23 protein-coding genes are annotated in these 25,731 nt (G+C 59.8%); 9 read left to right on the top strand and 14 right to left on the bottom strand.

Annotated elements, in window-relative coordinates; all coding sequences use genetic code 11:
* Nucleotides 1-4: 4 nt before the first annotated feature.
* Genes tssE through tssA form a run of 4 tightly spaced genes read right to left on the bottom strand, consistent with a single transcriptional unit; the run spans nucleotide 5 to nucleotide 4,021 of the window.
* On the bottom strand, nucleotides 5-412 hold the full coding sequence (tssE, locus tag JFU48_RS07695; RefSeq protein WP_003229582.1) for a type VI secretion system baseplate subunit TssE: 408 nt from the start codon (nucleotides 410-412) through the stop codon (nucleotides 5-7).
* 9 nt (nucleotides 413-421) lie between these two features.
* A complete protein-coding gene (gene tssC / locus JFU48_RS07690) occupies nucleotides 422-1,897 on the bottom strand; it encodes a type VI secretion system contractile sheath large subunit (protein ID WP_003229584.1) in 1,476 nt (491 codons plus the stop codon).
* Between the two features lie 25 nt (nucleotides 1,898-1,922).
* Nucleotides 1,923-2,426, bottom strand: a complete 504-nt coding sequence (tssB, locus tag JFU48_RS07685; RefSeq protein ID WP_003229587.1) for a type VI secretion system contractile sheath small subunit — start codon at nucleotides 2,424-2,426, stop codon at nucleotides 1,923-1,925.
* A gap of 32 nt (nucleotides 2,427-2,458) precedes the next feature.
* Complete coding sequence (tssA, locus tag JFU48_RS07680; RefSeq protein WP_003229588.1) at nucleotides 2,459-4,021, bottom strand: type VI secretion system protein TssA; 1,563 nt, start codon at nucleotides 4,019-4,021, stop codon at nucleotides 2,459-2,461.
* 714 nt (nucleotides 4,022-4,735) lie between these two features.
* On the opposite strand from tssA, the gene tssI reads away from it, so the two are divergent.
* From tssI to JFU48_RS07660, 4 genes are read left to right on the top strand one after another with little or no spacing between them, the layout of a single operon-like run.
* A complete protein-coding gene (tssI, locus tag JFU48_RS07675; protein ID WP_201136225.1) occupies nucleotides 4,736-8,077 on the top strand; it encodes a type VI secretion system tip protein TssI/VgrG in 3,342 nt (1,113 codons plus the stop codon).
* The gene (locus JFU48_RS07670; RefSeq protein ID WP_103483749.1) at nucleotides 8,070-8,741 is read left to right on the top strand and encodes a DUF2931 family protein; all 672 of its coding nucleotides are present in this window, start codon (nucleotides 8,070-8,072) and stop codon (nucleotides 8,739-8,741) included. Before tssI ends, JFU48_RS07670 begins: the two co-directional genes overlap by 8 nt.
* Entirely contained in the window at nucleotides 8,728-9,429 is a 702-nt protein-coding gene (locus JFU48_RS07665) for a DUF2931 family protein (RefSeq protein WP_201136224.1), read from the top strand. The genes JFU48_RS07670 and JFU48_RS07665 overlap by 14 nt, the downstream gene beginning before the upstream one ends.
* A 13-nt stretch (nucleotides 9,430-9,442) precedes the next feature.
* Entirely contained in the window at nucleotides 9,443-9,799 is a 357-nt protein-coding gene (locus JFU48_RS07660) for a hypothetical protein (protein ID WP_201136223.1), read from the top strand.
* Nucleotides 9,800-9,895: 96 nt separating this feature from the next.
* Here the strand turns inward: JFU48_RS07660 and JFU48_RS07655 are convergent, their stop codons facing one another.
* The 3 genes from JFU48_RS07655 to JFU48_RS07645 all read right to left on the bottom strand — a co-directional run bounded on the left by JFU48_RS07655 (nucleotide 9,896) and on the right by JFU48_RS07645 (nucleotide 11,698).
* The gene (locus JFU48_RS07655; RefSeq protein WP_003213368.1) at nucleotides 9,896-10,171 is read right to left on the bottom strand and encodes an HU family DNA-binding protein; all 276 of its coding nucleotides are present in this window, start codon (nucleotides 10,169-10,171) and stop codon (nucleotides 9,896-9,898) included.
* 190 nt (nucleotides 10,172-10,361) lie between these two features.
* Nucleotides 10,362-11,510: an NAD(P)/FAD-dependent oxidoreductase gene (locus JFU48_RS07650; RefSeq protein ID WP_201136222.1), complete on the bottom strand. Its 1,149-nt coding sequence runs from the start codon at nucleotides 11,508-11,510 to the stop codon at nucleotides 10,362-10,364.
* 20 nt (nucleotides 11,511-11,530) lie between these two features.
* Nucleotides 11,531-11,698: a rubredoxin gene (locus JFU48_RS07645; protein ID WP_003229600.1), complete on the bottom strand. Its 168-nt coding sequence runs from the start codon at nucleotides 11,696-11,698 to the stop codon at nucleotides 11,531-11,533.
* Between the two features lie 200 nt (nucleotides 11,699-11,898).
* On the opposite strand from JFU48_RS07645, the gene JFU48_RS07640 reads away from it, so the two are divergent.
* Complete coding sequence (locus JFU48_RS07640) at nucleotides 11,899-12,459, top strand: chorismate--pyruvate lyase family protein (RefSeq protein WP_103483753.1); 561 nt, start codon at nucleotides 11,899-11,901, stop codon at nucleotides 12,457-12,459.
* A complete protein-coding gene (gene ubiA / locus JFU48_RS07635; RefSeq protein ID WP_103483754.1) occupies nucleotides 12,459-13,349 on the top strand; it encodes a 4-hydroxybenzoate octaprenyltransferase in 891 nt (296 codons plus the stop codon). Before JFU48_RS07640 ends, ubiA begins: the two co-directional genes overlap by 1 nt.
* A 110-nt stretch (nucleotides 13,350-13,459) precedes the next feature.
* On the opposite strand, the gene JFU48_RS07630 is transcribed toward ubiA, so the two are convergent.
* On the bottom strand, nucleotides 13,460-13,843 hold the full coding sequence (locus JFU48_RS07630; protein ID WP_201136221.1) for a COG4315 family predicted lipoprotein: 384 nt from the start codon (nucleotides 13,841-13,843) through the stop codon (nucleotides 13,460-13,462).
* A gap of 151 nt (nucleotides 13,844-13,994) precedes the next feature.
* On the opposite strand from JFU48_RS07630, the gene phoB reads away from it, so the two are divergent.
* From phoB to JFU48_RS07615, 3 genes are all read left to right on the top strand, one after another.
* Complete coding sequence (gene phoB, locus JFU48_RS07625; protein ID WP_003229608.1) at nucleotides 13,995-14,684, top strand: phosphate regulon transcriptional regulator PhoB; 690 nt, start codon at nucleotides 13,995-13,997, stop codon at nucleotides 14,682-14,684.
* 74 nt (nucleotides 14,685-14,758) lie between these two features.
* Nucleotides 14,759-16,045, top strand: a complete 1,287-nt coding sequence (gene phoR, locus JFU48_RS07620) for a phosphate regulon sensor histidine kinase PhoR (RefSeq protein WP_207199136.1) — start codon at nucleotides 14,759-14,761, stop codon at nucleotides 16,043-16,045.
* A 123-nt stretch (nucleotides 16,046-16,168) separates the two neighbouring features.
* Entirely contained in the window at nucleotides 16,169-17,509 is a 1,341-nt protein-coding gene (locus JFU48_RS07615; RefSeq protein ID WP_003229612.1) for a hemolysin family protein, read from the top strand.
* Between the two features lie 171 nt (nucleotides 17,510-17,680).
* Here JFU48_RS07615 and JFU48_RS07610 read toward each other — a convergent pair whose 3' ends face one another.
* From JFU48_RS07610 to JFU48_RS07585, 6 genes are all read right to left on the bottom strand, one after another.
* Nucleotides 17,681-18,577 carry a peptidoglycan DD-metalloendopeptidase family protein gene (locus JFU48_RS07610; protein ID WP_003229614.1) on the bottom strand — a complete coding sequence of 299 codons (897 nt, stop codon included), beginning with the start codon at nucleotides 18,575-18,577 and terminating at the stop codon, nucleotides 17,681-17,683.
* Nucleotides 18,578-18,785: 208 nt separating this feature from the next.
* The gene (locus JFU48_RS07605; protein WP_201136220.1) at nucleotides 18,786-19,751 is read right to left on the bottom strand and encodes a response regulator; all 966 of its coding nucleotides are present in this window, start codon (nucleotides 19,749-19,751) and stop codon (nucleotides 18,786-18,788) included.
* A 178-nt stretch (nucleotides 19,752-19,929) separates the two neighbouring features.
* Nucleotides 19,930-20,691: a phosphate signaling complex protein PhoU gene (gene phoU / locus JFU48_RS07600; RefSeq protein WP_003229617.1), complete on the bottom strand. Its 762-nt coding sequence runs from the start codon at nucleotides 20,689-20,691 to the stop codon at nucleotides 19,930-19,932.
* Between the two features lie 72 nt (nucleotides 20,692-20,763).
* Nucleotides 20,764-21,597 carry a phosphate ABC transporter ATP-binding protein PstB gene (gene pstB, locus JFU48_RS07595; protein WP_103484627.1) on the bottom strand — a complete coding sequence of 278 codons (834 nt, stop codon included), beginning with the start codon at nucleotides 21,595-21,597 and terminating at the stop codon, nucleotides 20,764-20,766.
* Between the two features lie 132 nt (nucleotides 21,598-21,729).
* Nucleotides 21,730-23,400: a phosphate ABC transporter permease PstA gene (pstA, locus tag JFU48_RS07590; RefSeq protein ID WP_003229620.1), complete on the bottom strand. Its 1,671-nt coding sequence runs from the start codon at nucleotides 23,398-23,400 to the stop codon at nucleotides 21,730-21,732.
* A 15-nt stretch (nucleotides 23,401-23,415) separates the two neighbouring features.
* Nucleotides 23,416-25,449 (bottom strand): ABC transporter permease subunit, encoded by a 2,034-nt coding sequence (locus JFU48_RS07585; RefSeq protein ID WP_201137060.1) that lies wholly within the window; start codon nucleotides 25,447-25,449, stop codon nucleotides 23,416-23,418.
* Nucleotides 25,450-25,731: the final 282 nt, after the last annotated feature.

Here is a 25,731-nt window from a genome sequence, read left to right as displayed (position 1 = left end):
CTCCTTAGGTGACCTTCACTTGACCGCTGCCATCCAGGCGCGCGGAAAAACTGACCTGACGCTTGAAACCCTCGACTTCCAGCAGGCCTTCGATGCTGAAGGCCAGCCGCAGTTGGTCGTGGTCACGCGGCAGGGAAATGACACGCACGTTGCTCAGGCGCGGTTCGTAGGCTTCGATGAAGCTTTCGATGGCCAGGCGGGCCTGACTCAGGGAGTCGTGCAGGCTCAGGCGCATGTCATTGAGATCGGGCAACCCGTAGTCGGACAGCGTTTGCACGCTGCCCGCCCGGGTGCTGAGCATTTTGGCCAGATGGGCAGCCACCGACGCCATGGCAGAAGCCTCGAGGCTCCTGCCCTTGCGTAGTTCCGCATCGCCGTTGAGGCGTTCGAAAAGGCTGCCGTATCCGTCCATGAGCTGCTCTTACTCTTTGTCCAGCTTGCCAACCAGCGACAGGGTGAAATCGGCACCCATGTACTTGAAGTGCGGACGCACGTTCAAGCTGACGCGGTACCAGCCCGGCTCGCCTTCAACGTCGCTGACGATCACTTGCGCAGCGCGCAGCGGACGACGGCCACGGACTTCGGCGCTCGGGTTTTCCTGGTCGGCCACGTACTGGCGGATCCACTTGTTCAGTTCCAGCTCGAGGTCGGTACGTTCTTTCCACGAACCGAGTTGCTCGCGCTGCAGCACTTTCAGGTAGTGAGCCAGGCGGTTGACGATCATCATGTACGGCAGTTGGGTGCCGAGCTTGTAGTTCAGCTCTGCCGCCTTGCCTTCTGCGCTGATGCCGAAGAACTTCGGCTTCTGCACCGAGCTGGCGGAGAAGAACGCCGCGTTGTCGGAGCCTTTGCGCATGGTCAGGGAGATGAAGCCTTCCTCGGCCAGTTCGTATTCACGACGGTCGGAGACCAGAACCTCGGTAGGGATCTTGGTTTCGATTTCGCCCATGCTTTCGAAGTGGTGCAGCGGCAGGTCTTCAACTGCGCCACCGCTCTGTGGGCCGATGATGTTCGGGCACCAGCGGAATTTGGCGAAGCTGTCGGTCAGCTTGGTGCCGAACGCGAAAGCGGTGTTGCCCCACAGGTAGTGCTCGTGGCTGTTGGCGACGGTTTCCTTGTACACGAACGATTTCACCGGGTTTTCTTCCGGATCGTACGGGTTACGCAGCAGGAAACGCGGCACGGTCAGACCGACGTAACGGGAGTCTTCCGAAGTACGGAAGCTCTGCCATTTGGCGAATTGCGGGCCTTCGAAGTGGTCTTTCAGATCTTTCAGATCCGGCAGGCCGGTGAAGCTTTCCAGACCGAAGAATTTCGGGCCGGCCGCGGCGATGAACGGCGCGTGGGACATGCACGAAACGCTGGCCACGTACTGCATCAGTTTCACGTCCGGCGAGCTTGGGGACATGAAGTAGTTGGCGATGATCGCGCCCACCGGCTGACCACCGAACTGGCCGTATTCAGCGGTGTAGATGTGCTTGTACAGGCCCGACTGCATGACTTCCGGCGAGTCTTCGAAATCGTCCAGCAGGTCTTCTTTGGAGACGTTGAGGATTTCGATCTTGATGTTTTCGCGGAAGTTGGTGCGGTCGACCAGCAACTGCAGGCCACGCCACGACGATTCCAGAGCCTGGAAGTCCGGGTGGTGCAGGATCTCGTCCATCTGACGGCTGAGCTTGGCATCGATCTCGGCGATCATGCGGTCAACCATGGCCTTCTTGACCGGCTCACCGTTGTTCTGCGGCTTGAGCAGTTCTTCGATGAACGCCGACACGCCACGCTTGGCGATGTCGTAGGCTTCGTCGTCCGGAGTCAGACGGGTTTCGGCGATGATGCTGTCGAGAATGCTGTACTCGCCGCTTTCGGCGCTCTTCTCTTGTGCTGCGCTAGTGCTCATTGTGTTGGCTTCCTTGGCTGGAGTCTCAGGCGTCCGGGGCTGCGGCGTTCAGGCCCAGCTCACCGAGTACGCGACCGCGGGATTCGTCGTCGGCGAGCACGCCTTCGATCGCTTTACGGAACGCAGGTGCGTTACCCAGCGGGCCTTTGAGGGCCACCAGCGCATCGCGCAGTTCCATCAGTTTTTTCAGCTCAGGCACTTGCTCGACCAGGCTGGCCGGGTTGAAGTCCTTCATCGAATTGACGCGCAGTTGCACAGCCAGCTCGTCGGCCTCGCCATCTTCCTGCAGACGGTTCGGCACGCTCAGCGTCAGACCCAGTTCTTGCTTGGCCAACACTTCGTCGAAGGTCATCTTGTCGATGCTGATCGGCTTGCGATCTTCGATTTTGCGATCGTCCTTGCGGTGGGTGTAGTCACCGATTGCCAGCAGCTTCAGCGGCAGTTCAATCTCTTCCTGAGCACCGCCGGTGGCGGGTTTGAAGGTGACGTTGATGCGTTCCTTGGGGGCTACCGAGCCTTCTTTGGCCATGGCTTTTCTCCTTGCGGTTGTGGCCCTGGGGCCTATTCGAGTACCACTTCGAGATCGAGGTGGCACAGCCTGCGATAAATCTCTTCCTTGCGTTCACGCACTGCATGGTTCTGCGGTAACAACTCGCAGCAACTGTGCAGCAGGTGCAGCACTTCCAATGCAAGATCGGGCTCCCAGGCGTGCAGGCCTGAGTCCTGTAATGTCTGATCGAGGGTTTCGAGCTGGTTCTTGGCCAGTTCGTACTTCTTGGCCATGAAGCACAGTCGCGCGAGGGCGAACTGCCAGAAAAACCGCTCGCGTCCGCCGTGGGCCGATTGCAGCCCCTGCTTGAGGATTTGCACGGCAGGCTTCAGGCCTTCCTTGCGCAGCAGCGGCAGCACTTCCTGCAGGGCCTTTTCCCAGGCCGGCTGGGTTTCAACGTCGTCGGTTTCGACCTTGCGCGGCGCGCTGGCGCTTTGCAGGTGCGGCATGACATTGCCGGCGATCCACGCCCGGGTGGACGGATCGGCAAACGGCGCGCCGTCATGGAAACGACATTCGATGATGCCGGGCAGGCGCTGAACCAAAAGCGCGAAGTGGATTTCCACTTCGCGCATTGCCATCTCGGCGTTGAGGTTCTGGAGACATTCCCAGACCATCCTCTGACCATCGAACCAGAACGGCGCCTTCGCCAGGCTCGCCTCCAGTTCCACCAGCAGGTCGGCGTATTTGCCCTGATCGAAGCGATCCTGATACTGCTTGAGCTTGTCGACAGGCAGACCGCGCAGCACGGTGATCTGCTCGGCATTGCGCTCAGGCACCGCGTCGATCGGCAGCCAGAGCAAAGTGCGGTTCAGACGCAGGGCGCGCAGGTCGGTGGCTTTCTGTTTGAGCCACCAGGCACACAACGGACGCGCGCTTTCCTGCTGGGCGCGCAGGGCCTTGTAAGCGTCTTTTTCGTTGTCGATCGGTGCGCCGGGGGTCAGCAACTGGCTCGCGGCCTGCTTGACCTGCGCCACCGCCGCACCCACCACACCGGGGGCTGGCTGGTTGTCGGCGGCGCGCTGGATCATGGTTTTCAAGCGACGCGAGAGCGGCAGCAACAGCGGCGCGTCATCGCCCAAGTGCTCGGTGCACGCGGCATCGAGGCCGGCCAGATGCTCCGACAACTGCCGGAACATCGGCAGCTGTTCCTTGATCGCGATGTTTTCGGTGAGCACCTGCTCCAGACGCGGCACCAGCCAGCCGATAGCGGCGGCACGGGTGCGTGGTTTGAGCGGGTGAACGTCGGCCCAGTGATTTTCCGACAGATGGTGCAGCAGACCGAGGCCGGCCAGCAGCCCGGGGAAGGATTCACGCTGGTACAACGACCAGGTCAGCCAGGCGCCGACGCGCAAATCCTTGGATTGGGTGCGCAGCAGATTTTCGCTGTTTTCACGGATTTTCAGCCAGTCGATCTGCCCGCTTTCGTGCATCGACGAAGCCTTGGCCAGCTCGCTTTCCAGCGCCTCGAATTCGCTCGAAAAACGAACGTCTTCGCCCGCGAAATTCTCTTTGGAAACAGAGACTTTTGCGAGTTCGAGGTAATGGGCGGAAAGTTTGCTTGAGTAGGACATCCATGGCCTTTAATTAGGATTACAGTCATGCGCCTATTGGAGTTGCCACGGCGCGAGACAGTATCGAAGAGCGGTGAAGCGACTCATCCAATTGAGATGTGCTCTTTCAAGTGGGCGCATCGTAATCACTATGATGGCCACTAGCAAGCATCTGATTAAACAACAAGACGAAGTGTTCATTGGGCCGTGTAGGAGATCGCCCTATATGTGGCAGGGGAATCCCTGATATCGATTTATATTGCACGCATCTGCCCTACCCCCTCAAAACCCTTGATCCAGAGCGGCGCGATCCCGCCTGAGCGTACCGACCCGAGCGTTCGTCCCATTACACGGCGGCAAGCATGACAATTCTCGAAAAAAATAGAAGTAGGATTCTTCCGAAAATTCACTGGATTTTATAAAAATTTACCGAAGACAACACCCGACAACAAAAGTGCCATCAATTTGATGTCATTTCATTTTTCTGGAACTTTAGAAGCCCCGAAAGTAATTGCACTTTAGTGCTAACTCAATATTTATCGAAGCACCTTCCTACAGCCATTTCCTACTGTCTTAACAACACTTTCACGCCCGGAATACTCTGACAAATGTCAGGGATACTTCTTACATCAATTTATTTCCCGCATTGCTAGCTTGCTTGAGCAAATTCTTTTCGCGTGGCGATCAGGGACGATCGAACACCGCGCATCGACTCACCTGCTTAAGGACAAGCGTATGTTCAGCACGGGCAGTTGCGCGCCTTTTATTCTGCTCATCCCCGGCGTTCGCCACGACTTCAAGGTGCTCGCATTTGAGGGTGCTGAAGCCATCAGCTGCCTGTACGCGATCCGAGTCGAGCTGGTCAGCGAACGTGCAGATATCGATCTGGAAAGCCTGCTCAGTCAGCCGGCATTTCTGCAATTCGGGTTCAACAACGAAGGTATTCACGGACGCATTGAAGATGTGCGGGTGGGTGAAAGCGGAACGCGCTTGACCCACTATGAGCTGACGCTGGTGCCTGCGTTGCATTACTTGCAGTTCAGTCATGATCAGCGGGTTTTTCAGCAGCGTACGGCGCCGCAGATCATCGCGCATGTGCTCAAGAGGCATGGCATTCAAGGTGATGCGTTTACCTTCCATGTCACCCCGAATCCGCCACGCGACTATTGCACTCAGTACGCGGAAAGCGACTTTGAATTCATACAGCGCCTGTGCGCCGAGGACGGGATAGCCTGGCATCACCAGCATTCGGCGGACGGCCATTTGCTGGTATTTACCGATGACCAAGTGTTTCTCCCAAAGCTGGCTGTGACGCCGTATTTGCAAGAATCCGGCATGGTGGCCGAGCATCAGGTGGTCAGCCGATTCTGTGTGCGCAACAGCACGCGCACCAGTACCGTCACTCGTCGTGACTACGACCTGAAACGCCCGAGCCTGTTGCTTGAAGGCCGCTTCACCGCCGGATTCACTCCAACATTGGAGGACTACCGTTATCCATTGCTGATCGAGAACGAAAGGCGCGGCAAGCAAATTACCCGGCAGGCATTGGAGCGCCACCGCAGCGATTATGAACTGGGCGACGGAGCGAGCGATCAGACGAATTTGCGTAGCGGCCACTTGTTTGAGCTGACCGGACACCCGCGAAAAAAGTGCAACGACCTGTGGCTTCTGCTCAGCGTCGCCCATGAAGGCCGACAGCCACAAGTGCTTGAGGAGTCCGCCTCCAGCGATGTCAAATCCGCCGACGGTTTCACCCAGGGTTACCGAAATCGCTTCAGCGTGATTCCCGCCGAGGTGGTTTTCCGGCCTCCGCTACCGGCGCCACGTCGTCCGCTGGTGACTCAGACCGCACGGGTTACCGGCCCCGAAGGCGAAGAGATTTATTGCGATGAGTTCGGTCGCGTGAAGATCGAATTTCCCTGGGATCGCAAAGAACTCAACAGTGAGCGCAGCAGTTGTTGGGTACGCGTAGCGAGCAGTTGGGCCGGCGATCATTTTGGCGCAGTGACCATTCCGCGGGTTGGCATGGAAGTCGTGGTGTCCTTTTTGGAGGGCGACCCGGACAAACCACTGATCACCGGTTGTGTGTCCAACAGAGTTACCGCGCCGCCCTACTCGTTACCCGACCACAAGACCCGAACTGTATTGCGCAGCGAAAGCTCGCCGCGCAATGGCGGTTACAACGAACTGTCGATCGAGGATCGTGCCGGGCAAGAGCTCATCTATGTGCGCGCACAGCGCGACATGGCGCAAAAAATCGGCAACAGCCTTCAACTGGAAGTGGGCAACGAGCGCCGCGAAACCATCAATGGCAACAGTTACACCCATGCTGGCCGGTCTCTCAACATTGAGGCCGGCCAGCAAGTGCTGCTCAAGGCTGGCGCCAGTGTGGTGCTGGATGCCGGCGCCAGCATCACGCTGAAGGCTGGCGGTCATCACCTCGTGATCGATAGCGGTGGCATTTTCAGCAGCACTGAAATCGAAACGGGCCGCAAGCCGCAAGACAGTGACGCGCCCCATCTGCTGCCGCATGGACTGGATGGCGCATTACCCAGTGCGCCAGCGGTACACGAACGCGCAGAGGAAGAACTCGAGGAAGAGGAGGAAGAAGTCGACCTGGAGGATGAGACGCCGGGGGGAATAACTTTGCGTATCGGGGTGTTTTTCGATGGCACGGGGAATAACAAGGCCAACAGCGAAACGGTCGCAGCGTGTTACGCCCCGGACGCCAATCTTGCGGAGGCGGCTGCAGAGATCCAGCAGCACTGCGCCACCTACGGGTACGACGGTGATGGAAACTCGCCGGATAACAGTTATGGAAATGATGTGAGCAATATTGCGAGGTTGTATGAGCTTTACACCGACGACACTTACAAGCTTTTACCAGTGTCCGCAAAAACCGCATCGATAGCAGTTTACATAGAAGGCGTCGGCACCAAAAGCAATGACGCCGACTCTCTCTACTCACAAGCAACAGGTAGGGGTGAAACAGGAGTTGCCGCTCGTGTTGAGCAAAGTCCGACATTTATCAGACAACAAATACAGCAGCTGATTGAACGGAACCCAGAATTGGTAATTCAGCGAATCGAATTCGATATTTTCGGTTTCAGCCGAGGAGCCGCAGCAGCCAGACACTTTGCAAATGAAGTGCTTAAGGGTAATGAGGGGTTACTCGCCAAGTCGCTTCCCAGCGGCTTGGCTGAAGGCTTCAACTGGCAACCCAAGGTCGATACGGAGATCAACTTCATTGGGGTTTTTGACACCGTTGCAGCAATCGCCAACCCGTGGCTGTTCGATTTTACCGGCGCTAACAGTATAAACCCCGGCCTCGAGTTGAAGCTGCCTGATGGTTGCGCCAACAAAATAGCCCACCTGGTTGCCCGTGATGAATATCGCGAGAACTTCGCACTCAACAGCCTGGGCGACATCGATCTGGTCTTGCCCGGCGCTCACTCGGATCTGGGCGGCGGCTATTTGCCTAAAGCCAAGGAAAAACTTCTGCTGAGCAACCCGCTCACCAGCACTATCAGCCGAGACAAGGACGCGACCCGCAGTGCAGCCTATGCTGCTGCCGAAAAAGAAGCCTATGCCTGGTATGCAAAAGGCGTCATCGAAGAGGACGCCCCGGGCAGTCAATTACGCGTTGCACTTTGGGAAAGAGCCGTGACTCAACCAACGGAAAAAGGTGGATACAGACAGGATCCCCAGAAGCGGGTTTACGCGGCGGCCAGCATTGAGCGACCAGTACACGGGGAGCTGTCTCTGGTGTATCTGCGCATCATGCGTGAGCTGGCGGTCAGACATGGAGTCCCATTCGAGGTCATTGACGAAAATGAGCCAAGACTGTCCTTACCGACGGAATTGATCCCGATACACGCCAAGCTTGAAGCTTATGCGCTTGGAAAATCATCTGTCGAAGGCCTGACCATCAAAGAAAGGGAATTGTTACGTAGCCGCTATATCCATCTTTCCGCTCACTGGAATGCAGCCAAGGGCTTGAACAGCAGCGACATGAACATCGTTTTCATCAACCGCCCGGCCAAGAGCAACCAACGAGTGGTGCACCCCCATGAATGACTTCACTCGACCTCTCGGCAAAACAATATGTTTCCTGCTTGGCATATTTTTGGCCGGCTGTGTACAAGACGTCTCCCCTGCTGCAAAGAAGCAGCCCTGGTTCCTTGGCTTTGGAGCACCGGACTACATGGAGGTCTGGATTGAAACCGCCGATGTGGTGGATATCCGGGAGCGAGTGTTTCAGCGTGCCGGATCGGGTATTGCATCAGTACAGAATCCCGTGGAACACAAAGGCAACCCCGCGGGTTGGCCAGAAAACCCTGGAAGTGGAAAAGGCAAGTATGTAACGGGTGCCGACCTGCCCCGCTTGGTCTACGTACGCTGGCAATCTCTGGCCGAACCTCAGACTTATGAAGCCTATATCGTCATCCCCGAATCAGCCCGGGAGATCATGCGCAAACCCGAAAAAGCGTTCTGCAACTTTGACTCTAAGTGGGTTACTGAATTGCGCAAAAACCTGGTGATTGGGCTGGCACCCGGCGGCATTGCCAAAGTATGGCTCACTGGAACATGCCTCAAGGCAATCGAGATTGCCCGGATCGTAGGCACCGTGAATAAAAAGGGTCCATACCAAGGGAAAAATGAAGGCCGCTATGGTCTGCCCCTTGAGCCGGAGTCCAGGGCCTACGTGGAAAAATTTGGAATTCCTTATGGCTCTTGGTAAGGACAGCCCGGTGATCACGCCGAGAAGGTCGACCCTTCGCATCAAGACACTCACAAGCCTGTTTACAGGACTACTGCTGGCGGTTTGCACTCAAATTCATGCGCAAGCGAAAGACAAACTGCCCTGGTTCCTTGGCTTTGGAGCACCGGATTACATGGAGGTCTGGATTGAAACGGCCGATGTGGTGGATATCCAAGAAAGAGTGTTCCGGCGGGCAGGATCAGGCATTGCTTCAGTACAGAGGCCTGACGATCAAAAAGGTAACCCCGCTGGCTGGCCGGACAACCCCGGCAGCGGGAAAGGCAAATATATGACCAGCGCCGATTTACCTCGCCTGATCTACGTGCGATGGCAGTCACTGGCCGAACCCCAAACCTACGAGGCGTACATCGTAATTCCCGAATCTGCACGGGAAATCATGCGCAAACCCGAAAAAGCGTACTGCAGGTTTGGCTCAGAGTGGATCACCGAATCCCGTGACAATATGGGTATCGGTCTGGCCCCCGGCGGCATTGCAAAGGTTTGGCTAGGGGGAGCCTGTTTGAAGTCGGTCGAAATTGTCCGCGTGCAAGGAACCATCAACCCCAAAGGCCCCTACGAAGGCAAATCCGGCGGTAAACATCGACCTCTTTCTGATGCCTCAAAAACCTACATCGAAAAATTCGGCATCCCCTTCGGGAGCTGGTAAGGAGCTTTACCTCATGGAATTGAAACCCCTGCTTTTCGCAGCACTGATGTGGCTACCCGTCACTCAAGCCTCTGCAGACACCCCGCCACTGGAAGGTCATTACTATCTGACCGGTGCAATGGAAATGGGCGCCGAATTGCTGCTGCGCAAGGACGGCACGTTTGATGCAGGCGTGGCTTATGGCAGCGCAGACGGGTTTGCCAAGGGTACCTGGCAGGTGGAAAACGACACCGTGACGCTGAAGAGCGAGACCAAACCGGCGTCGAACAGCGATTTGTCCGGCTTGTTTCAGGATCTGCAACTGGCGATCGAGCCGAACTGCCTGGCCGTGGATTTCGGCAACGGCAAGGCCTGCTTCCGGCGTCAATAAACCGATTGGCAGGCACAAAAAATGGGCACCCGACCGCAATCGGTGTGCCCATTTTTTATTGCGGTACTCCCCGTCATTCAGGAAGTTCGCCGCAATTTAAGGATTGACGCTGTCTTTCAACGACTTGCCTGGCTTGAATGCCACGGTGTTGCTGGCCTTGATCTTCACCGGCTCACCGGTTTGCGGGTTCTTGCCGGTGCGGGCGCCGCGGTGGCGTTGCAGGAAGGTGCCGAAGCCCACCAGCGTGACGCTGTCCTTGCGGTGCAGAGCGCCGGTGATTTCTTCGAGGACGGCGTTGAGAACGCGGTTGGCCTGTTCTTTGGTCAGATCCGCTTTTTCAGCGATTGCAGCGGCGAGTTCTGGTTTACGCATTAGTGAAGCCCCTTTGACGGTTTTTTGTTGTTATGTCCGTGCTGTTCTCGTTGGAACAGCGCCCAAGGCGCCGCAGGCTCTACTCTGCGGCAGACGGGAGTGAGAATGGCACGCGGATACCGGCGGCGCCAGTCTCCCCGCGACCTTTGTAGGGGCAAAAGCGGGGTGATTCCGACAGAACGACCGGTATTTACGCCAGCAGGGCCGGAAGCTGTTTGTTCAGAGCAAGTTTTTCCATCACTGCCGCGCCGGTCAGCGCGTAACCGAGCAACTGACCATTGGCACTGTGGCACAGGGCCTTGATGTCGGCCCCCTGCCCTTCGACGGTCCAGACGCCTTCGCTGCCCCGTGGCGGTGGCGAAACGACCAACGGGCACACCGGAGTTTTCACCGTGATCGGCATCGGGCCGTAACTCACGGCCGTCGGATTGCCCGCCAGGGTTTGTGCCAGCGCACGCGCACAGCTCATGAGGGGCATCACGTACAACAGATTCAGCCCATCGACCTCGGCGCAGTCGCCCAAGGCGTAGATATTGGCGTGGGAAGTCTTCAGGTAGCGGTCGACTACGACACCGCGATTTACCTGCACTCCGGCCGCCGCGGCCAGATCGATGCGCGGGCGCAGGCCAATGGCCGACACCACCACATCGCAGGCAATCACCTGCCCGTCGGACAGATGCGCTTCCAGCCCGTCTGCGACTTTTTGCAGGCGGGTCAGCACCGGGCCGAGGTGAAAACGCGCGCCCAGGCTTTCCAGCCCGGCCTGCACGGCGGCCGCAGCGGCCGGGTGCAGCAGCATCGGCATCACTTGCTCGCACGGCGCCACCAGTTGCACCTCGTAACCACCGAGGATCAGGTCATTGGCGAATTCGCAGCCGATCAGGCCCGCCCCCAGCAGCAATACGCGGCGTTTGCCCGCAGCGGCTGCACGAAAGCGCGCATAGTCTTCGAGATCGTTGATCGGGAATACCAGCTCGGAGCCATCACCCTCGATCGGCACACGCACGGTTTCGGCGCCCCAGGCGAGGATCAGGTCGCGGTAGTACACCGCTTCTTCGCCGATCCACAGGCGCTTGTGGCCGGCGTCGATGCCGCTGATGCGCGTGTGGGTGCGCACTTCGGCCTTCAATTGCTCGGCCATGGCGCCGGGTTCGGCCATGCTCAGGCCATCGGCGTCCTTGTTCTTGCCGAAACCGGTGGAAAGCATCGGCTTGGAGTAAGAGCGCCCGTCATCGGCGGTAATCAGCAGCAGCGGGGTTTCGCCATCGAGTTTGCGAAACTCCCGGGCCAGGTTGTAACCCGCAAGCCCGGTGCCGACGATTACGACAGGTGCGTTCATGCCTTACTCCTTGGTTTTTCTCAGTTGATTTCGATCATTTCGAAGTCCGACTTGCCCACGCCGCAGTCCGGGCACAGCCAGTCTTCCGGCACGTCCTGCCACAGGGTGCCCGGCGCGATGCCGTCATCCGGCCAACCGTCAGCTTCGTTGTAGATCAGGCCGCAGACGATGCATTGCCACTTTTTCATTCAGGTACTTCCTCAGGGTTCAGGCTATTGTCGGCGCGGACGGTCGATGGTGGGAGCGCTGCCATCCGGCTCAGGGCGTTTTGTACTGAGGGTGCCGGGCAGATGCAAGCCTGTTCGGCGCAACGGCGCCCCGGATCCATCAAATTCGCAGCACGCCATGTTAAGCTCGCCGCCTCATTTGCGGCCAATAATGACTCATTGTGCAACATTCAAATGCCTGCCCGGCCCCGCTCTGGCTGACTCAAAGCCGACTGACGCCCCTTCCCGATTCGTTGACCCTGGACTGGTTGTTCGACGAAGGCTCACTGACCCGCCGCCTGACGCGGCTGTCGAACGACGGCTTCAGCGTCATGCCATTGTTCGAAGGCTGGGACACCCTGCGCAGCGACGAATGCGCGGCGCTGGATCTGGCCGAAGGCAGCGAAGGCTGGGTGCGCGAGGTGTATCTGCGCGGTCACGGCGAAGCCTGGGTGTTCGCCCGCAGCGTGGCTTCACGCGCCGCCCTGCAAGGCGACGGCTTGCACATGGACGAACTCGGCAGCCGCTCGCTGGGCGAACTGCTGTTTTGCGACCACGCCTTCCAGCGCCGCGCCATCGAGGTCTGTCACTACCCGCAGGACTGGTTGCCGCCAGCCTGCCGCGCCCCCGAGCTGTGGGGCCGGCGCTCGCGTTTCGACCGTGGCGCCTTGAGCGTACTGGTGGCGGAGATTTTCCTGCCGACCCTGTGGAACGCCGCCCGCGCCCATCCGGAGAACTGCTGATGTACCAGAGCCTGCTCAAGTCCTTGAACCGCTTGAACCCGCGCGCCTGGGATTTCATTCAGTTGACGCGCATGGACAAGCCGATCGGCATTTACCTGCTGCTGTGGCCGACGCTGTGGGCACTGTGGATTGCCGGCAAGGGTTCGCCATCGCTGGCCAACATCGCGATTTTTGTCCTCGGCGTGGTGTTGACCCGTGCCGGTGGCTGTGTGATCAACGACTGGGCCGACCGCAAGGTCGATGGCCACGTCAAACGCACCGCGCAACGCCCTCTGGCCAGCGGCAAGATCAGTTCGAAAGAGGCGCTGGTGTTCTTCGCGCTGCTGATGGGCGTGAGTTTCCTGCTGGTGCTGTGCACCAACGCGCCGACGATCTGGCTGTCGCTGGGCGGTCTGGCACTGGCGTTCACCTACCCGTTCATGAAGCGCTACACCTACTACCCGCAAGTGGTGCTGGGCGCGGCGTTTTCCTGGGGCATGCCGATGGCGTTCACCGCCGAGACCGGCGCGGTGCCCGCCGCCGCGTGGCTGCTGTGGATCGCCAATCTGCTGTGGACGGTGGGTTACGACACCTATTACGCGATGACTGACCGTGACGACGACCTGAAGATCGGCGTGAAATCCACGGCGATTCTGTTCGGCGATGCGGATCGGGTGATCATCCTGACGTTGCAGGCGCTGTCGCTGGGCTGCCTGTTGCTGGCCGGGTCGAAGTTCGAGCTGGGCATCTGGTTCCATCTCGGTCTGTTGGTGGCCGCTGGATGTTATGCGTGGGAGTTCTGGTACACCCGTGATCGCGACCGGATGCGTTGCTTCAAGGCGTTTTTGCACAACCACTGGGCGGGGCTGGCGATTTTTGTCGGGATCGTGCTGGATTACGCGTTGCGCTAAACACAAACCTGTAGGAGTGAGCCTGCTCGCGATGACGGTGTATCAGCCACATTGCTGTTAACTGATACACCGTCATCGCGAGCAGGCTCACTCCTACAAGGGGTTTGCGTTTACTTGGCTTTGGCGACGTGCCAGGCGCCGTCCATTTTGCCCTCACCGGTCATGTCACCGGCCTTCTTGTCCATCACGAAGGTGTACAGCGGTTTGCCCTCGTAGGCCCATTGCATCTTGCCGTCGTCACGCTTGATCACGGTCCAGTCGCCCATGGACTTGTCGCCGGACGTAGCCATCAGCGGTGGCCAGTTCGCTGCGCACTTGTCGTTGCACATGGACTTGCCCGCCGAGTCTTTGGCGAACGTGTACAGGGTCATGCCCTTGTGATCGGTAAACATGCCGTCCTTCTCCATCGCTGGCTCAGCAGCAAACGCCATGGTCGGTAAAGCAACGGCAGCAGCCAGCAGCAGAGCTTTGAAAGAAGCAGTCATTTGTGTCATGGAAACCTTCTTTTGTGGTTGTCAGGATTCGGACTTAGAGCTTAGTCCAGGATCACGCCAACCGCCGGGCGACTAAAATACTGTCACACGACTGCAATAATTCCGTTATCTAATGCGGCGCAAGACAGTTAAATGACAAGAGGATTAAGGCATGGTTGGCAGGAGCATTCTGATCGTCGACGACGAAGCGCCCATTCGCGAAATGATCGCCGTTGCGTTGGAAATGGCCGGCTATGACTGCCTCGAGGCGGAGAACTCGCAGCAGGCACACGCCATCATCGTTGACCGCAAACCGGACCTGATCCTGCTCGACTGGATGCTGCCCGGCACCTCCGGCATCGAACTGGCCCGCCGCCTCAAGCGTGACGAGCTGACCGGGGACATCCCGATTATCATGCTCACCGCCAAGGGCGAAGAGGACAACAAGATCCAGGGTCTTGAAGTCGGCGCCGACGACTACATCACCAAACCGTTTTCCCCACGCGAACTGGTCGCCCGCCTCAAGGCTGTGCTGCGCCGCGCCGGTCCGACTGATGGCGAAGCGCCGATCGAAGTCGGCGGCCTGCTGCTCGACCCGATCAGCCACCGCGTGACCATCGACGGCCGGCCGGCCGAGATGGGCCCGACCGAATACCGTCTGCTGCAATTCTTCATGACCCACCAGGAACGCGCCTACACGCGCGGGCAGTTGCTGGATCAGGTCTGGGGCGGCAACGTCTATGTTGAAGAGCGCACCGTCGACGTGCACATCCGCCGCCTGCGCAAGGCCCTCGGCGACGCCTACGAAAATCTGGTACAAACCGTGCGCGGCACCGGCTACCGGTTTTCCACCAAGGCCTGATCCGACCGCCAGACTCGCTGACAAGGACCGTATTTTCCGTGAATCAAAACTGGCATGGCACCCTGATTCGCCACATGCTGTTGCTGGTCACAGCGTGTCTGGTGATCGGCCTGATCACCGGCTACTACGGCTGGAGCCTCGCAGCAGGCCTGGGGATTTACCTGGCCTGGACGCTCAAGCAACTGCTGCGTCTGCACGAATGGCTGCGCCTGCACCAACCCGATGAAGCACCGCCCGACGGCTATGGCCTGTGGGGCGAGGTATTCGACAGCATCTACCACCTGCAACGCCGCGATCAACGGGTACGCGGGCGCCTGCAAGCGGTGATCGACCGGGTGCAGGAGTCCACCGCCGCGCTCAAAGACGCGGTGATCATGCTCGACAGCGACGGCAACCTGGAATGGTGGAACCGCGCCGCGGAAACCCTGCTCGGCCTCAAGACCCCGCAGGACAGCGGCCAACCGGTGACCAACCTGGTACGGCATCCGCGCTTCAAGGAATACTTCGAGCAGGAAAGCTACGCCGAACCGCTGGAAATCCCTTCGCCGACCAATGATCGCGTGCGCATTCAGCTGTACCTCACACGCTACGGCAACAACGAACACTTGATGCTGGTGCGCGACGTTACGCGCATCCATCAGCTGGAACAGATGCGCAAAGACTTCATCGCCAACGTCTCCCACGAACTGCGCACACCGCTGACGGTGATCTGCGGCTACCTGGAAACCCTGCTCGACAACGTCGAGGAAGTGAACCCGCGCTGGAGCCGCGCCCTGCAGCAGATGCAGCAACAGGGCGGACGCATGCAGACGCTGCTCAACGATCTGCTGTTGCTGGCGAAACTGGAAGCCACCGATTACCCGTCGGACAACCAGCCAGTGCAGATCGACGCCCTGCTGCAGTCAATCAAGAGCGACGCCCAGCAGTTGTCCGGGCAGAAGAACCAGAAAATCACCCTCGAAGCCGATGCGCGCATCCTGCTCAAGGGCAGCGAGGCGGAACTGCGCAGCGCCTTCTCCAACCTGGTGTTCAACGCGGTGAAGTACACCCCGGCCGAGGGCAACATCCGCATTCGCTGGTGGGGCGACGAGCAAGGCGCGCACCTGAGCGTGCAGGATTCCGGGATCGGTATCGACAGCAAGCACCTGCCGCGCCTGACCGAACGCTTCTACCGCGTCGACTCCAGCCGCAACTCCAACACCGGCGGCACCGGGCTGGGCCTGGCGATCGTCAAACACGTGTTGCTGCGCCACCGCGCGCGAATGGAGATCAGCAGCGTGCCCGGTCATGGCAGCACGTTCACCTGCCATTTCGCCCCGGCTCAGGTGGCCCAGGCACGGGCCATCAGCGCCGCCGAGTGATACCGGCCAGCACGCGCCACTAGGCAATCGCCATGTCAGCCGCTACATTGGCTGACTTGCGTCTGCCTTTCAGGCGCGATTTCTTCTCTCTTACGAATCACACGGAACCTGCAAAACTCCATCATGGACCCTTCCCCTGGCTTGTCCCTCGCTACGATTTTCGCCGACTTCGGCATGATTCTTTTCGCTCTGATCCTGGTTTTGCTCAACGGCTTTTTCGTTGCGGCGGAATTCGCCATGGTCAAACTGCGCTCGACCCGGGTCGAGGCCATCGCTGACAAGAACGGCTGGCGCGGGCACATCCTGCGCACCGTCCACAGTCAGCTCGATGCGTACCTCTCGGCGTGTCAGCTCGGTATCACCCTCGCCTCCCTCGGCCTCGGCTGGGTCGGTGAGCCGGCGTTCGCGCACATTCTCGAACCGCTGCTGAGCGCGGTCGGCGTGCAGTCGCCGGAAGTGGTCAAGGGCATTTCGTTCTTTACCGCGTTCTTCATCATTTCCTACCTGCACATCGTGGTCGGTGAGCTGGCGCCCAAGTCGTGGGCGATCCGCAAACCCGAGCTGCTGTCGCTGTGGACGGCGGTGCCGCTGTACCTGTTCTACTGGGCGATGTACCCGGCGATCTACCTGCTCAATGCCAGCGCCAACGCGATTCTGCGGATTGCCGGCCAGGGCGAACCCGGCCCGCACCACGAACACCATTACAGCCGCGAAGAACTGAAACTGATCCTGCACTCCAGCCGTGGTCAGGATCCGAGCGACCAAGGCATGCGCGTGCTGGCCTCGGCGGTGGAAATGGGCGAACTGGAAGTGGTCGATTGGGCCAACTCCCGCGAAGACCTGATCACCCTCGAATTCAACGCGCCTCTGAAAGAAATTCTGGCGATGTTCCGTCGCCACAAGTTCAGCCGGTACCCGGTGTACGACAGCGAGCGTCAGGAGTTCGTCGGCCTGCTGCACATCAAGGACCTGCTGCTGGAACTGGCGGCGCTGGACCACATTCCGGAGTCGTTCAACCTGGCTGAACTGACCCGTCCGCTGGAGCGCGTCTCGCGGCACATGCCGCTGTCGCAGCTGCTGGAGCAATTCCGCAAGGGCGGCTCGCACTTCGCCGTGGTTGAAGAGGCCGACGGCAACATCATCGGCTACCTGACCATGGAAGACGTGCTGGAAGTGCTGGTCGGCGACATTCAGGACGAACACCGCAAGGCCGAGCGCGGGATCCTCGCGTATCAGCCGGGCAAGCTGCTGGTGCGTGGCGATACGCCGCTGTTCAAGGTTGAGCGCCTGTTGGGGATCGACCTGGACCACATCGAAGCCGAAACCCTCGCTGGCCTCGTTTACGAAACCCTGAAACGGGTGCCGGAAGAGGAAGAAGTGCTGGAAGTCGAAGGCCTGCGAATCATCATCAAGAAGATGAAAGGGCCGAAGATTGTGCTGGCGAAGGTGTTGATGCTGGATTGATCGCGATTGCAGGACAGCTTTTGTGGCGAGGGAGCTTGCTCCCGCTCGGCTGCGCAGCAGTCGCAGAACTGTGTGCTAGGTGTATCTGATCGAACGCGGTTTCAGGTTTTTGGGGCCGCTTCGCAGCCCAGCGGGAGCAAGCTCCCTCGCCACAGTTGAGCTCCACTGCCTTTACTGTTTGCCCAACGCAAAGTTGGGCAGCGCCCCCAGCGGCTGGTTGAACTGATACGGAATCGACACCAGCCCCTGCCCCGTATTGCGCTGCACCACAAAGTGCAGGTGCGGGCCGCTGCTGTTGCCGGTGTTACCGGACAGCGCCAGCGGGCTGCCGACCGTCACTCGCTGCCCCTCGCGCACGCTCACCGAACCTTGCTTGAGATGCAGGTACACGCCCATGGTGCCGTCGTCATGCAGCACCCGGACGAAATTGCCGGACGCATCATTGCCGCGCCCGCTCTGCGAGTTTTCGGTTTTCACCACCACCCCGGCCCGTGCGGCAATGATCGGCGTCCCCACCGGCATGGCGATGTCCATCGCGTACTTGTTCTTCGGCCCGTAGTGGCTGTACTGGCCGTTGGCGCCCTGACTCAGACGGAACGGCCCGCCCCGCCACGGCAACGGATAGCGATAGCTCTGCGCGGCGCCAGCGGGGTCGCCCAGCGAGTACTGGAACTGCGGCGTATACACCAGCGGCTGGCTGCCGCTAATCGCCGTCAGCAGTGCCAACCGGGTATTGCTGCGCGCCGGCAGCACCCGGCGGATCGTTTGCGCCGGGGCGCCACGCACATTGCTCATGCCGGTGAACGCCAGCGCCACCTCGACCGGCGCATACAGGTCATTGCGCACGAACACCACGTCGGTACCCTTCTGCTTCTTGATATCGAGGTACACCTGGCGCTCGAGGTGCTCGACCATGCGGTCCTGAAACACGAACACCTGCGAGCCTTTGCTCGGCCGGTCGCTGTACGAGACCACGCCGTTGGCATCGGTAGATTTGTAGATGGTCATGGCCACAGTCGAGGTGGAGGCCAGGAAAAGACCACAGAAAAACAGCAGGCGCGCGAGCATGGGCAAAGGTTCTGTCGAGTAAGGCCTGGAAAAGAGCCTAGCAGCTGAGACAGACCAGGCTAGTCGACAGATGTTTCAAATTGGGCAGTCTGGAAAATGGACGTCGTCAGTGATGACCCCTTCGCGAGCAAGCCCGCTCCCACCTTGGAATGCATTTCAAAGGTGGGAGCGGGCTTGCTCGCGAAGGCGGTGTGTCAGGCGACGAGGATCAAGCGCCCGGAACGAAGTGCTTTTGCGCCGTGCCGCGGGCGATCAGGCGCGAGATGTAATCGAGCTTTTGCGCGTCCTGGTCGACGAAACGGAAAGTCAGTTGCAGCCATTCACTGTCCGGCTTCGGCTCGTGTGCGACCACAGCGTGCAGGTAGCCATTGAGACGGGCGATTTCGGCGTTGTCGCCCTGCTCCAGGTCGAGCACGGCGCTGTCGAGAATCTGTGGCAGGGTGTCGGTGCGTTTCACCACCAACAGCGCTTCCTTGATGCTCAGGGCCTTGATCACGCATTGCTGGGTGCCGCTTGGCAGGCGCAACTGGCCCTGGCCACGACCACCGGCCGGCGCTTTCGAGGCAGCCGGTGCCTGCACCGGCGGGCTGTTGAGCAAACCACGCGACGGCGCAGCGGCTGGCGCTGGCGCTGACGCGACAACAGCAGGCTTGGCGAACGGATTCACCGCAGCAGCGGCCGCCGGCGCAGTACCGACCACGGCAGGCTTGCCGCCGGTCAACGCGCTCAGGGAGTCGTTACCGAACGCCGAGTTCATCTTGGTCGGCGCGCTGTTCATCAGGGTATCGAGCTTGCCAACCTTGTTCAGCGCCTGCTTGACCTTGGTCAGCAGCTGTTCGTTGGTGAATGGCTTGCTGACGTAGCCGGTAACGCCAGCCTGAATCGCCTGCACTACGTTTTCCTTGTCGCCACGGCTGGTGACCATGATGAACGGCATGGTCTTGAGGTTGTCCTGCTCGCGGCACCAGGTCAGCAGTTCCAGGCCGGACATTTCCGGCATTTCCCAGTCGCACAGCACCAGGTCGAACGCTTCCCTGGCCAGCATCGCCTGGGCCTTTTTGCCGTTGATGGCGTCCTCGGTACGAATCCCCGGGAAGTAGTTACGCAGGCACTTTTTCACCAGGTCGCGAATGAACGAAGCGTCGTCCACGACCAACACACTGATCTTGCTCATCCAACACCCCTATAAAAATCCCGGCAAGCATACCGCTTTGCTGATGGCACATTGCCAACAATCTTCAGTCACGCCGGGACTTTTCGTTCGCGGGTGCTGCTTTTTAATTCGGTTTCCTGATTCAAGCGCCCAAACAAAAACGCCCGGCCAAAGGGCCGGGCGCTTTTCTCAGGCAATCTTACTTATCGTCAGCATTGCCCGGAACATTAGCGGTTTCGCCGCTTGTGCCCTCAACTTCTTCCTTCATGCGCTTGAGGCCCAGATGACGCACGTCGGTGCCGCGCACCAGGTAGATCACCAGTTCCGAGATGTTGCGCGCGTGGTCGCCGATCCGCTCCAGCGAACGCAGTACCCAGATAATGCTCAGAACCCGCGAGATAGAGCGCGGGTCTTCCATCATGTAGGTGGCCAGTTCACGCAGCGCGGTCTTGTATTCGCGGTCGATGACTTTGTCGTACTGCGCCACCGACAGGGCCAGATCGGCGTCGAAACGGGCAAACGCGTCCAGCGCATCACGGACCATGTTGCGCACCTGGTCGCCGATGTGACGCACTTCGACGTAACCACGCGGCGCTTCGCCTTCTTCGCACAGCTGAATGGCGCGACGGGCGATCTTGGTCGCTTCGTCGCCGATGCGCTCCAGGTCGATCACCGACTTGGAGATGCTGATGATCAGACGCAGGTCGGATGCCGCCGGCTGACGACGGGCGAGAATGCGCAGGCATTCTTCGTCGATGTTGCGTTCCATCTGATTGATCTGGTCGTCGATTTCGCGCACCTGCTGGGCCAGGCCGGAGTCGGCCTCGATCAGCGCGGTGACCGCGTCGTTGACCTGCTTCTCGACCAGCCCGCCCATGGCCAGCAGGTGGCTGCGCACTTCTTCCAGTTCAGCGTTGAACTGCGCGGAAATGTGGTGGGTAAGGCCTTCTTTACTAATCATGTTGGCGTCCTTGGAGCGTCCGGTAAGGTGCGGCGGGCCGCAGTCAATTCAGTGAGCGACAACCAGCGTCTGCTAGCCGTAACGACCGGTGATGTAGTCTTCGGTCTGCTTCTTCGCCGGATTGGTAAACAGGGTGTCGGTGTCGCCGAATTCCACCAGTTTGCCCATGTACATGAACGCCGTGTAGTCGGACACCCGCGCAGCTTGTTGCATGTTGTGGGTGACGATGACGATGGTGAACTTGGACTTCAGCTCGTAGATCAGCTCTTCGACTTTCAGGGTCGAGATCGGGTCGAGGGCCGAGCACGGTTCGTCGAGCAGCAACACTTCCGGCTCAACGGCGATGGTGCGGGCAATCACCAGACGCTGCTGCTGACCGCCGGACAGGCCGAGTGCCGAGTCGTGCAGACGGTCTTTGACTTCGTCCCACAGCGCCGCGCCTTTCAACGCCCACTCGACCGCTTCGTCGAGGATGCGCTTCTTGTTGATGCCCTGGATGCGCAGACCGTAAACCACGTTTTCGTAGATGGTCTTGGGGAACGGGTTGGGCTTCTGGAACACCATGCCGACGCGACGACGCAGTTCGGCGACGTCTTCGCCCTTGCGGTAGATGTTGTTACCGTACAGGTTGATTGCGCCTTCGACACGGCAGCCGTCAACCAGATCGTTCATGCGGTTGAAGGTACGCAGCAGCGTGGACTTGCCGCAGCCGGACGGGCCGATGAACGCGGTCACGCGCTGTTTCGGGATGTTCATGCTGACGTCGAACAGGGCTTGCTTGTCGCCGTAGTACAGGCTCAGGCCCGGTACCTCGATGGCCACGGTTTCCTGCTCGAGATTCAGGCTCTGCTTGTCGCGCCCCAGGGCCGACATGTTGATGCCGTGGGTAGGTGTTTCGTGCTGCATGGGAGGCTCCCTGTGCTAACAAATTCGGTTCGGTTTTTTGTAGGAGTGAGCCTGCTCGCGATTCAGGCGCTGCGGTTTATCTATGAAACCGCGGTGTTGCCATCGCGAGCAGGCTCACTCCTACATAAGAAATCAGCTATCCAGTGCTTTGTATTTTTCACGCAGGTGGTTACGAATCCACACCGCCGACAGGTTGAGGATCGCGATCACCAGCACCAGCAGCAGCGCCGTGGCGTACACCAGTGGCCGTGCCGCTTCGACGTTCGGGCTCTGGAAGCCGACGTCATAGATGTGGAAGCCCAGGTGCATGATCTTCTGGTCCAGGTGCAGGTACGGGTAGTTGCCGTCCACTGGCAGCGACGGCGCCAGTTTCACCACACCCACCAGCATCAGCGGCGCCACTTCACCGGCGGCGCGGGCCACGGCGAGGATCATGCCGGTCATCATCGCCGGGCTGGCCATCGGAATAACGATCTTCCACAGGGTTTCCGCCTTGGTCGCACCAAGGGCCAGCGAGCCCTCACGGACGGTACGCGGAATACGCGCCAGACCTTCCTCGGTCGCCACGATCACCACCGGTACCGCCAGCAGCGCCAGAGTCAGCGACGCCCAGAGCAGGCCCGGCGTACCGAAGGTCGGTGCCGGCAGTGCTTCCGGGAAGAACAGACGGTCAACCGAACCACCCAACACATAAACAAAGAAGCCCAGACCGAACACGCCGTAGACAATCGCCGGAACACCGGCGAGGTTGTTCACCGCGATCCGGATGATCCGCGTCAGGGTGTTCTGCTTGGCGTATTCGCGCAGGTACACCGCCGCCAGTACGCCGAACGGAGTCACGATCATTGCCATGATCAGGGTCATCATCACGGTGCCGAAAATCGCCGGGAAAATGCCGCCTTCGGTGTTCGCTTCACGCGGGTCATCCGAGAGGAATTCCCAGATCTTGCTGAAGTAGAAACCGACCTTGGTGAAGGTGCTCATCGCGTTCGGCTGATAGGCGTGAACGACTTTGCCCAGGCCGATTTCGATCTCTTTGCCGTTGGCATCGCGAGCGGTCAAAGCGTCGCGGTTGAACTGCGCATGCAGATCCGCCAGACGCGCTTCGATGTCCTGATAACGCGCGTTCAGCTCGGCACGCTCGGCGTCCATGTCCGCTTGCGCGGTGGCGTCGAGCTTGCCGTCGAGTTCCAGTTTGCGACCGTGCAGACGGATGCGTTCCAGGCCTGCGTTGATCGCCCCGATATCAGTCTTTTCCAGCGACTTGAGCTGCGCGGCGAGCTTGTTCACGCGGTCGATCCGCGCTTGCAGCTCAGGCCAGGCCGCTTCGCCTTCGGCGATCACCTTGCCGTCCTGTTTGACGTTGACCAGGTAGCCGTAGAAGTTGCCCCACTCGCGACGCTCGATCGCCATCAGTTCCGGCGGCGTGGTCTGGTTGGTCAGCCACTCGCCGACCACCCAGGTGAAGTCGTTGCCGTTCAGGTCACGGTTGCCGACCTTGATCAGCTCGCGGGTCATGAATTCCGGGCCCTGATCAGGCACCGGCAGGCCGGCGCTTTTCAGGCGTGCACGCGGCACTTCTTCTTTCTGTACCACTTCGCCGATGACCAGGTGATTGGCCTGGCCCGGTACGTCGTAGCTGGCATGGATCAGGTCCGCCGGCCAGAAGTGACCCAGACCGCGCACGGCAATCACCGCCAGCAGGCCAATGGTCATGATGACCGCGATGGACACCGCGCCACCGCTGATCCAGACGCCCGGGGCGCCGCTCTTGAACCATCCATTCAGGGAGTTCTGTTTCACAGACTTCTACCTTTCTTAAAGCGACGAGTATTTCTTGCGCAGACGCTGACGAATCAGTTCTGCCAGGGTGTTCATGACGAAGGTGAACAACAGCAGCACCAGCGCCGAGAGGAACAGCACGCGGTAGTGGCTGCCGCCGACTTCCGACTCGGGCATTTCCACCGCGACGTTGGCGGCCAGGGTGCGCAGGCCTTCGAACAGGTTCATTTCCATGACCGGGGTGTTACCCGTAGCCATCAGCACGATCATGGTTTCCCCGACCGCACGGCCCATGCCGATCATCAGTGCCGAGAAAATGCCCGGGCTGGCGGTGAGGATCACCACGCGGGTCATGGTCTGCCACGGCGTGGCACCGAGTGCCAGGGAGCCGAGGGTCAGGCCACGCGGCACGCTGAACACGGCGTCTTCGGCGATCGAGTAGATGTTCGGGATCACCGCAAAACCCATCGCCAGACCAACCACCAGAGCGTTGCGCTGGTCGTAGGTGATGCCCAGGTCGTGGGAGATCCACATGCGCATGTCGCCGCCAAAGAACCAGTTCTCCATGTACGGGCTCATGTACAGCGACAACCAACCGACAAACAGGATCACCGGAATCAGCAGCGCACTTTCCCAGCCATCCGGGACTTTCAGGCGGATCGACTCAGGCAGGCGACTGAAGGTAAAACCGGCGACCATAATGCCGATCGGCAGCAGCATCAGCAGGCTGAAGATGCCCGGCAGATGACCTTCCACATACGGCGCGAGGAACAGACCGGCGAAGAAACCGAGGATCACCGTCGGCATCGCTTCCATCAGCTCGATAACCGGTTTGACCTTGCGGCGCATGCCCGGGGCCATGAAGTACGCGGTGTAGATCGCTGCGGCAACCGCCAGTGGTGCGGCCAGCAACATCGCGTAGAACGCGGCTTTCAGGGTGCCGAAGGTCAGTGGCGAGAGGCTCAGTTTCGGTTCGAAATCGGTATTGGCGGCGGTCGATTGCCAGACGTATTTAGGCTCGTCGTAGTTTTCGTACCAGACCTTGCTCCACAACGCACTCCACGACACTTCCGGGTGCGGGTTGTCGAGCAGCAGCGGTTGCAGCTTGCCGCCGGCCTCGACGATCACCCGGTTGGCACGCGGCGACAGACCGAACAGGCCCTGGCCTTCGGCGACCGGCTCGACCAGCAGGGTGCGGTGCGCGGTGCTGTGGAACACGCCGAGCTTGCCGCTGGCATCGAGGGCAACGAAGCCCTTGCGACGCTCTTCGGCAGTGATTTCAACGATCGGCGCAGTGCCCATCTGGAAGGTGCGGATCTGTTTCAGACGCAACTCGCCATCGGTATCGCGAGCCATGAACCATTGGGCCAGACCACCCGTGGAATCACCGATGATCAGCGAGATACCGCCCACCAGTTGGGTCGAGGCCGTGACTTGGGCGTCGGCGTTTTCCAGCAGTTTGTAGCGACCGTTGAGGCTCTTGTCGCGCAGGCTGAACACGTCGGCCTGGGCCCGCCCGTTGACCACGTACAGCCATTGCTGGCGCGGGTCGACGAAGATGTTCTTCACCGGCTCGGTCATCTGCGGCAGCTCGATACGCTTCTGCTCGTTGGTGACTTCGCCGGTCATCATGTTTTCTTCGCTGGTCAGCGCCAGCACATTGAGCTGCGAACCGGTCGAACCCACCAGCATCAGGGTCGAATCGGTCGCGTTGAGGCTGACGTGCTCCAGCGCCCCGCCGCCCTCGTTCACCGCGATCGGCGCTTCGCCATACGGGTATTCGATGGCCGGAGTGATGGTTTTCTTGCCATCGGGGTAGCTGACTTTATAGGTGTGACGGAACACCAGCGCCTGGCCGTTGGACAGGCCCACGGCTACCAGCGGATGACCTGGCTGGTCTTCGCCAATGGAGGTCACGGTGGTGCCGGCTGGCACAGGCAGATCGACGCGCTTCAATTCAGCGCCACTGTCGATATCGAAGAACAGCGCCTGGCCCTTGTCGGAAACGCGCATCGCCACCTGATTCTGCTCTTCGAGCGAAATCATCAGCGGCTTGCCGGCGTCCTGCATCCAGGCCGGGGTAATGGCATCCTTCGCGGTCAGGCTGGCGCCGTGGAACAACGGTGCAACGACGTAGGCGAGGAAGAAGAAGATCAGGGTGATGGCTGCCAGCACGGCGAGGCCGCCGACGAGGACGTACCAGCGGGTGAAGCGATCCTTGAGCGCGCGAATGCGGCGCTTGCGTTGCAGCTCAGGCGTATTGAAATCAATGCGCTTGGGAGGGGAAGTCGTAGTCATTGGGGAATTGGCCAGATCATTCATGCGCACACCCTAGCGATCCTGTATGACAGA

It is taken from the genome of Pseudomonas sp. TH49 (assembly GCF_016650625.1).
Taxonomy (GTDB): domain Bacteria; phylum Pseudomonadota; class Gammaproteobacteria; order Pseudomonadales; family Pseudomonadaceae; genus Aquipseudomonas; species Aquipseudomonas fluorescens_H.
The sequence above is the reverse complement of the archived record's forward strand: the minus strand, read 5'-3'. Positions and strand labels throughout refer to the sequence as shown.